General features: G+C 75.4%; 5 protein-coding genes. 4 read left to right on the top strand and 1 reads right to left on the bottom strand.

Annotated features, from left to right (window positions below; translation table 11 throughout):
* Positions 1–87 precede the first annotated feature (87 nt).
* Both ACFWEK_RS15690 and ACFWEK_RS15685 read left to right on the top strand, forming a co-directional pair.
* Positions 88–1,143 (top strand): TetR/AcrR family transcriptional regulator C-terminal domain-containing protein, encoded by a 1,056-nt coding sequence (locus tag ACFWEK_RS15690; RefSeq protein ID WP_430548259.1) that lies wholly within the window; start codon positions 88–90, stop codon positions 1,141–1,143.
* A gap of 130 nt (positions 1,144–1,273) precedes the next feature.
* A complete protein-coding gene (locus tag ACFWEK_RS15685) occupies positions 1,274–4,309 on the top strand; it encodes an FAD-binding and (Fe-S)-binding domain-containing protein (protein WP_430554630.1) in 3,036 nt (1,011 codons plus the stop codon).
* Positions 4,310–4,336: 27 nt separating this feature from the next.
* Here ACFWEK_RS15685 and ACFWEK_RS15680 read toward each other — a convergent pair whose 3' ends face one another.
* Complete coding sequence (locus ACFWEK_RS15680; protein WP_430554629.1) at positions 4,337–4,975, bottom strand: TetR family transcriptional regulator; 639 nt, start codon at positions 4,973–4,975, stop codon at positions 4,337–4,339.
* 94 nt (positions 4,976–5,069) lie between these two features.
* On the opposite strand from ACFWEK_RS15680, the gene ACFWEK_RS15675 reads away from it, so the two are divergent.
* On the top strand, positions 5,070–6,053 hold the full coding sequence (locus tag ACFWEK_RS15675) for a hypothetical protein (RefSeq protein ID WP_430554628.1): 984 nt from the start codon (positions 5,070–5,072) through the stop codon (positions 6,051–6,053).
* Positions 6,050–8,230, top strand: a complete 2,181-nt coding sequence (locus ACFWEK_RS15670; protein WP_430554627.1) for a YhgE/Pip family protein — start codon at positions 6,050–6,052, stop codon at positions 8,228–8,230. The genes ACFWEK_RS15675 and ACFWEK_RS15670 overlap by 4 nt, the downstream gene beginning before the upstream one ends.
* The last annotated feature ends 69 nt before the right edge of the window (positions 8,231–8,299 follow it).

Genomic DNA, 8,299 nt, shown 5'->3' with positions numbered 1-8,299 from the left:
TCGTGGCACCGTTCCGACGCGGAACGGGGCCACGAGCCCACCCACGACGACGCTGGACCGATCGACCAGGTCGGGGATGATGAGCGCATGACGGACACGCCGGAGACGGACCTGCCCGAGTCGGCCCTGCCGGGCGCGGAGCTGCCGGACCTCCCGCCGCGCCTCGCGCTGGCCTGGGGCGTGGCCGAGCGGCCGGAGCGCGTGCCCCGCCGCGAGCTGAGCATCGAGCGCATCGTCGAGGCCGCCGTCGAGATCGCGGACGCCGAGGGCCTCGCCGGCGTCTCCATGGCGCGCGTCGCCAAGAGCCTCGGCTTCACCACGATGTCGCTGTACCGGTACGTCACCAGCAAGGACGACCTGCTGCTGCTCATGCAGGAGGTGGTGCTCGACCTCGAGTTCCCGCCGCCGCACGACCCGGCGGACTGGCGGTCCGAGCTGCGCGAGTGGGCCCTGTTCACGTTCGAGCTGTTCCGCCGCCACTCGTGGGTGCTCGACGTCCCGGTCACGGGCGCCCCGGTCACGCCCGCCAGCCTGCGTGCCCTCGACGCGGGGCTGCGCGCCCTGCGCTCCACCCCGCTCGACGACGGGGAGAAGATCGCGACGATCCTGCTGCTCAACGGCTACACGCGGAACGCGGCGCTGCTCGACCGCGACCTGGCGCAGGCGAACACCGCGGGCACCGACACGGCGGCGTCCGTGGGCCCGGAGCTCGCGGACACGCTGCGCGCTCTCGTCGACGAGGTCCGGTTCCCGTACCTGCGCCCCATCGTCGAGCGCGGCACCTACGCCGCGTACGGGACGAGCACCTTCGACGACGAGGAGGACGTCGGGTGGGGGCTCGAGCGCACGCTCGACGGCGTCGCGGCCTACGTCGCCGCGCGCGAGGCGGCCGGCGCGTCCGCCGCGGAGACGTCGCCCGGCACCGTCCCGCAGGAGGAGGGCGTGGCCGAGGCGCTCGCCGTCGCGCAGCGCTACGCCTCCGACCCCAAGGTCAAGAAGGCGGCGGGCAGGCGCAAGGACGTCGAGCGCCGGCTCCGCGAGGAGCAGAAGAAGGTGCGCGATCGGGAGAAGGCGCTGCGCGAGGCCCGCAAGGCGGAGGCGGAGGCCGTGCGGGCGGCGCAGGAGAAGGCCGACCGCGGCTGATCTCCGCGCGGTCGATCCATCGCGGGGAACGACCCCTTCCGGCGACGGATCGCCCGTCCGACGGGGCGGGCGGGGCGGCGGCGGCGTGGACGCGTCGGCACCCCGCGGGCTCCGATGGCAGAATCGGCGCGTGCCAGCCCAGACCCGGAACGCCCCGACCCCGGACGGCGGCGCGGACGTCGCGCCCACCCGTGACGAGGCGGAGAGCGCGGCCAGGCGCGCGGCCGACGAGGCCCGCGCGGCCGTCGTCTCCGCGCTGCGGACGGTGATCGCGGGCGACGTCGACTCCTCCTCCCGGCGGCGCGCGGAGTACTCCACCGACGCCTCGAACTACCGCGTCGTGCCCGACGTCGTCGCCTTCCCGCGCAGCTCGCGCGACGTGGCCCGCGGCCTGGAGGTGCTGCGCGAGCTGAAGATCCCGGTGACGGCGCGCGGCGCCGGCACGTCGGTGGCCGGCAACGCGGTCGGCACGGGCGCGGTGCTCGACTTCTCCCGGCACCTGAACCAGGTGGTCTCCGTCGACCCGGAGGCGGGGACGGCCGTCGTCGAGCCCGGCACCGTGATGTCGACCCTGCAGCGCGCGGGCGCCGCCCACGGCCTGCGCTTCGGCCCGGACCCGTCCACGCAGAACCGCGCGACGCTCGGCGGGATGATCGGCAACAACGCGTGCGGCCCGCACGCCGTGGCCTACGGCCGTACCGCCGACAACGTGGTGGAGCTCGACGTCGTCGACGGGCGCGGCCGGCGCTTCACCGCGGGCCGCGGCGACGCGACGTTCGCCGCCGTGCCGGGCCTGGCGGAGCTCGTGCGGGAGAACCTCGCGCTGATCCGCACCCAGTTCGGCCGGTTCGGGCGCCAGGTGTCCGGGTACTCGCTGGAGCACCTGCTGCCGGAGAACGGCTCCGACCTCGCCAAGGCGCTGGTGGGCACCGAGGGCACGCTGGTCACGGTGCTGGGCGCCACGCTGCGGATGGTGCCCGTGCCGACCGCGCCGACGCTCGTCGTGCTCGGCTACCCGGACATGCCCGCGGCGGCCGACGACGTCCCGCACCTGCTCGGCCACAAGCCGCTCGCGATCGAGGGCCTCGACGCGCGCCTGGTCGACGTCGTGCGCAAGGCCAAGGGCGAGGCGTCCGTGCCGGCCCTGCCCGAGGGCGCGGGCTGGCTGATGATCGAGGTCGGCGGCGCGAGCCAGGACGAGGCGAGCGCGCGGGCCGAGGCGATCGTGACGTCGTCGTCCGCCCTGTCGTCGCTGGTGCTGCCCGCCGGGCCGGACGCCACCAAGATGTGGCAGATCCGCGCCGACGGCGCGGGGCTGGCGGGCCGCACGCCCGCGGGGGAGCAGGCGTGGCCGGGCTGGGAGGACTCCGCGGTCCCGCCCGAGCGCCTGGGCGCGTACCTGCGCGACCTCGAGGACCTCATGGCGCGCTACGGCGTCGACGGCCTGCCCTACGGGCACTTCGGCGACGGCTGCGTGCACCTGCGCATCGACATCCCGATGGAGACGTCGGGCTCCGTGCTGCGCACGTTCATGACCGACGCCGCGCGGCTGGTGGCGTACCACGGCGGCTCGCTGTCGGGGGAGCACGGCGACGGCCGCGCCCGCTCCGAGCTGCTGCCGCTGATGTACACGCCCGAGGCGATCCGGCTCATGGAGCGGTTCAAGGCGCTGTTCGACCCGGACGACCTGCTCAACCCGGGCGTCGTCGTGCGTCCGGCGGCGGTCGACGCCGACCTGCGCCGCCCCGCGGCGAAGGCCGTGCTCTCGACGCTGCCGGTGGGGGACCGGGGGATGGCGGGCTCGGGCCCGCTGCACGGCATCGCGAAGAAGGCCGGCCACACCGGGTTCTCGTTCGCGCACGACCACCACGACCTCACGACCGCCGTGCACCGCTGCGTCGGCGTGGGCAAGTGCCGCGCCGACAACCATGCCTCCGGCGGGTTCATGTGCCCCAGCTACCAGGCGACGAAGGACGAGAAGGACGTCACCCGCGGGCGGGCGCGCGTGCTGCAGGAGGCCGTCAACGGCACCCTCGTGGGCGGCCTCACGGCGCCCGAGGTGCGTGAGTCGCTCGACCTCTGCCTGAGCTGCAAGGCGTGCTCGTCCGACTGCCCGGCGGGCGTCGACATGGCCCAGTACAAGTCCGAGGTGCTGCACCGTACGTACAAGGGGAAGCTGCGCCCCGTGGACCACTACGCCCTCGGCTGGCTGCCCCGCTGGGCGCGCCTGGCCGGCGGGATGCCGCGGTTCGTCAACAAGGTGCTGGGCGTGCCGTGGATCGCCAAGGCGGTGCTGTGGGCGGGCGGCATGGACACGCGGCGGCAGGTGCCGCAGTTCGCGGAGATCCCGTTCCGCACCTGGTGGAAGCGCGGCTGGGCATCGCACGGCGTGCCCGGCCTGGGGGCCGGCCAGACGCCGCACGACCGCCCCACGGGAGCGCGCCCGAAGGTCGTGCTCTGGGCGGACTCGTTCAGCGACGCCCTCGCGCCGTCCGTCCCGCAGGCGGCGGTGAAGGTGCTCACCGCGGCGGGGTACGACGTCGTCGTGCCCGACCAGCAGGCGTGCTGCGGGCTCACCTGGATCTCGACCGGCCAGCTCGACGGCGCCCGGCGCAGGCTGTCGCAGCTGCTGTCCGTCCTCGGGCCGTACGCCGTCAACGGCATCCCGATCCTCGGTCTGGAGCCGTCGTGCACCGCGGTGCTGCGCTCGGACCTGCTGGACCTCTTCCCCGACGACCCGCGCGCCCAGGCCGTCGCGGACGCGACCCGCACCCTGGCGGAGCTGCTCACGTCGCCGGAGACCTCGCCGGCGGCCGGGTCGGGCTGGGAGATGCCCGACCTGTCCGACCTCACCGCCGTGGTGCAGCCGCACTGCCACCAGCACTCCGTGATGGGCTTCGACGCCGACGAGGCGCTGCTGCGCGCCGCGGGCGCCGACATCAAGGTCCTGGCCGGCTGCTGCGGCCTCGCCGGCAACTTCGGCATGCAGAAGGGCCACTACGACGTGTCCGTCGCCGTGGCGGAGAACGCGCTGCTGCCGGCGCTGCGCGAGGCCGCGCCGGGCACCGAGTACGTGGCCGACGGCTTTTCCTGCCGCACCCAGGCCGTGCAGCTCGAGGGCACCCAGGGCAAGGCGCTCGTGGAGGTCATCGCCGAGCGCCTCTGACCCGCGGCCCCGGCCTGCCCACGACGATCAGGGGCGGCGGACGAGGGCGAGGACGCCGGAGCGCGCGGGCTCGGGGAGCTCCGGGACGAGGACGACGAGCGACTCGAGCAGCAGCCGCTCGAGCTCGCCGCGCGGGATGCCGCTGCCGCCCAGCCAGGCGGCGGTGACGTTCTCGACCAGCGCCACCCACCCGCCGGCCAGGAGCTGCAGCCGGTTGCTGGGCGTGAAGCCGATGACGCCGGCCGTCGTCGTCATGCGCGCCACGAGCGCGGTCCGCACGCGCTGCAGGGCGTCCTCGGTGGCGTCGTCGCCCGCGAGAGCACCGCGCCAGATGTCCTCCCAGACGCGCCGGTGCGAAGTGACCGAGCCCAGGAACAGCGACATCGCGTGCGCCGGGCGGTCGGCGAGGGGACGATCGTCGGGTGCCAGCAGCGTCTGCTCCAGGTCGGACACCGCCTCGAGGGCGACCGTGCGGCGCAGCGCCGTCGTGGATCCGAAGTAGTGGAAGACGAGCGCCTTCGACGCCCCCGCGCGGGCGGCCGCCGTCGCCGGCGTCAGCGCGTCCAGCCCCGCGGCCTCCGCCTCGGCGACGGCCGCCTCGAGGAGCTGGCGACGCCGGTCCGACGGCTCGTGGCGCGTGCGGGGGCGCGGGGTGGCGGTGGTCATGGGCACAGTTGTACGGCGTTATTGACCGCCAGTCAACACCGGTCGTAGAGTTGTTGATCGCAAGTCAACAGTGTGTCGGGGGACGGGGAGCAGGGTGCAGATCACGCTGAGCGGGGTGCGGGTCGAGGGGCGTCGCGACCCGATGCTGGAGGCCACGGACCTCGCCTGGTCGACGGGGGAGTGCCTGCTCGTCGCGGGCGAGCCGGGGCACGGCCACACCGCCCTCGCCCTCGTCGCGACCGGGCGGTTCGTCCCGTCGTCCGGCACGGTGCGCCTCGACGGCGCCGTCGTGCCGCCGCCCGCGCTGCGCGCGCGCACCGCCGTCGTCGACGTGCCCGGCATCAGCGAGCCCGACGACGCCCTGTCCCTCGCCGACGTCGTCGCCGAGGGCCTGGCCCTCGCCGGGCGCCGGTCGCTGCCGCGCGACGTGGCGCGGTGGCTCGAGGAGCGCGCCCTCACCGAGGACCGCGGGCGTCGGGTGGACCAGCTGCCGGGCGTCGTGCGCACCGCCGTCCTCGCGGCGCTGGCGGCCGAGAACCCGGACGTCCGGTTCGTCGTGCTGACCCTGCCCGACCGGCACGGCGGCGAGCCGTCCGGCTGGTGGGAGACGGCGCGCACGCTCGCCGCGTCCGGGCTCGGCGTGCTCGTGCAGTGCACGCGGTCGTCCGCCCGCGACCTGGGCGTCGACCTGCCGCCCGCGCGCGGCGCCACCCTGCACGAGCCGCCGCAGGTCGTGCGGCGCGAGACCCCCGGCGCGCCCGTGGAGGAGCCCGGCGCGACCGCCGTCCTCCCCGCCGTCGGGCCGGTCGCCGAGCCGCAGGCCGAGCCCGAGCCGCAGGCCGAGGCCGCCGCCGAGGGCGGCCCCGCCGTCGAGCCCGAGGTCGAGGACGAGCTGGAGCCGTCCCCCGACCCCGACGCCCGCGCGGAGGAGGAGCTCGACGACCCGCTCGACGCCGCGGCCCCCGACGACTCCCCGATCGACGACTCCCCGGTCGACGACTCCCCGATCGACGACACCCCGATCCACGACAGCATGGCCGCGACACCGGCCGACGACCCGCAGGAGGAGGCCCGATGACCGCGGTCCGGCTCGCTCTCTCGGAGCTCAGGCGGCTCGCCGCCGGGCGCCTGCCGAAGCTCGCCATCCTCGCGATGGCGCTCATCCCCACGCTGTACGCGGGGCTGTACCTGTTCGCCAACCACGACCCGTACGGGCAGCTCGAGCAGGTCCCGGCCGCCGTCGTCGTGCAGGACGAGGGCACCACGACCAAGGACGCCGAGACCGGCGAGACGACCGAGCGCGACTTCGGTCGCGACGTGGCGGACCAGCTGCTCGACGACGGTGGGTTCGGCTGGGTCGAGACGTCCCAGGCGGACGCCGAGGCGGGGGTCCGCTCCGGCCGGTACGACGCGGCCCTGATCATCGGGCCGACGTTCTCCGCCGACCTCGCGTCGGCCGGGGAGTTCGAGCCGCAGCAGGCCAGCCTCACGCTCATCACGAACGACGCGAACAACTACCTCGCCGGCACCATCTCGGACACGATCGTGGGCAAGGTGCGCGACTCGATCGCGGAGGAGGTCGGCACGGAGGCGGCCGACACGTTCCTGCGCGGCTTCGCGTCCATCCACACCAACCTCGCGGACGCGGTGGACGGCGCGAAGCAGCTGCTCACGGGCGCCACGTCGCTCGACGACGGCCTCGCGGACGCGGACGACGGCGCGCACACGCTCGCCGACGGCGCGGCGCAGGCGGCCGCCGGCGCCGCCACCCTGGACGGCAAGGTCGGCACGCTGGCGTCCGCCGTCGGGCAGCTCGACGACGGCGCGGGACAGCTCGCGACCGGCCTCGGGACGCTGCAGGACAGGACGGCCGACCTGCCGGCCCAGACCCAGAAGCTCGCCGACGGCGCCGCCCAGGTGGCCGACGGCAACGCCCAGGTGGCGCAGTACGGGCAGGAGGCCGCCGAGGCGGCCGGGCAGGTGCTGCCGACCCTCGACGGCGCGCGCTCCGACGCGGCGGACGCCCTCGACCAGGGGCGCGCGGACCTCGACCAGCAGCTCGCCGACCTGTGCGCGCAGGTGCCGGACGACGCCGCCGACCTCGCCGCGCAGTGCGCCGACCTGCGCACGCAGGCGCTCGACCGCCTCGACGCCACGCGCGCCGACGTCGACGGCGCCCTCGACGCGCAGCGGAAGGACGTGCGGTCGGCCGTGACGACGGTCGAGGGCGCGTCCGAGAAGCTCGACCAGCTCGCGGACGGCTCCCGGCGGGTGGCCGACGGCGCCGCCACCCTGGCGGGCGCGACGCCGCAGCTCACCGCCGGCATCGCGTCGGCGGCGGACGGCGCCGACCGGCTCGCCGACGGCACGGGCCAGCTCGCCGCCGCCACGCCCGCGCTCGTCGACGGCGTGCATCGGCTCGCGGACGGCACCGGCCAGGTGTCCGACGGGGCCGCGGAGCTGGCCTCGGGCACGACGAGGCTCGCGGACGGCTCCGGGGAGCTGAAGAGCGGGATCGCCGAGCTGCGCGACGGGCTCGCCGAGGGCCTGGGCCAGATCCCCGACGTGGACGACCAGACGCGCGAGGACACGGCGTCGACGATCGGCAACCCGCTGGAGGTGCGCAACGACGCCCTGTCGTCGGCGGGCACGTACGGCGCGGGCCTCGCGCCGTTCTTCCTGTCGCTGGCCACGTGGATCGGCGCGTACGTGCTGTTCCTGCTGGTGCGGCCGCTGTCCACCCGGGCGCTCGCGGCGGGCCGGTCGGGGCTCGCGACGGCGCTGGGCGGCTGGGCCACGCCGGCCGCGATCGGCGTCGTGCAGGTGGCGGCGATGTTCGCCGTGACGAAGTTCGCGCTGGACATCCAACCGTCCTACGGGCTGTTCACGGCGCTGTTCCTCGTGCTGGTGTCGGGCACGTTCGTGGCGGTCCTCCAGGCGCTCAACGTCTGGCTGGGCGCGGCGGGCCAGTTCCTGGGGCTGGTGCTGATGCTGGTGCAGCTCGTCACCGCGGGCGGCACGTTCCCGTGGCAGACGATCCCGCAGCCGCTCAAGGCGATGCACCAGTTCATGCCGATGACCTACGCCGTCGAGGGCCTGCGCCAGCTCCTGTACGGCGGCAACCTCGCGACCGTCACGCGCGACGTCACCGTGCTGCTCGGCGTTCTCGTCGTCGCGCTGGGCCTCACGACCCTCGCCGCCCGCAGGCAGCGCGTGTGGACCGTGACCAAGCTGCAGCCCGAGCTCGTCCTGTAGCGCTCGTCCTGATCCTGCCGAACAGGCGGTTGACACCGTGATCGCGACCCCGAGCACGCGATCACGGTG

Origin of the sequence: Isoptericola sp. NPDC060257 (assembly GCF_042726645.1) — a bacterium.
Lineage (GTDB): Bacteria > Actinomycetota > Actinomycetes > Actinomycetales > Cellulomonadaceae > Isoptericola > Isoptericola nanjingensis.
This window is presented reverse-complemented; position numbering and strand designations above follow the sequence as displayed.

Bases quoted from the DNA above. Each gene is read 5' to 3' on its own strand.
- ACFWEK_RS15680 (WP_430554629.1), bottom strand. From the start codon at position 4,975: ATGACCACCGCCACCCCGCGCCCCCGCACGCGCCACGAGCCGTCGGAC.
- ACFWEK_RS15690 (WP_430548259.1), top strand. From the start codon at position 88: ATGACGGACACGCCGGAGACGGACCTGCCCGAGTCGGCCCTGCCGGGC.
- ACFWEK_RS15670 (WP_430554627.1), top strand. From the start codon at position 6,050: ATGACCGCGGTCCGGCTCGCTCTCTCGGAGCTCAGGCGGCTCGCCGCC.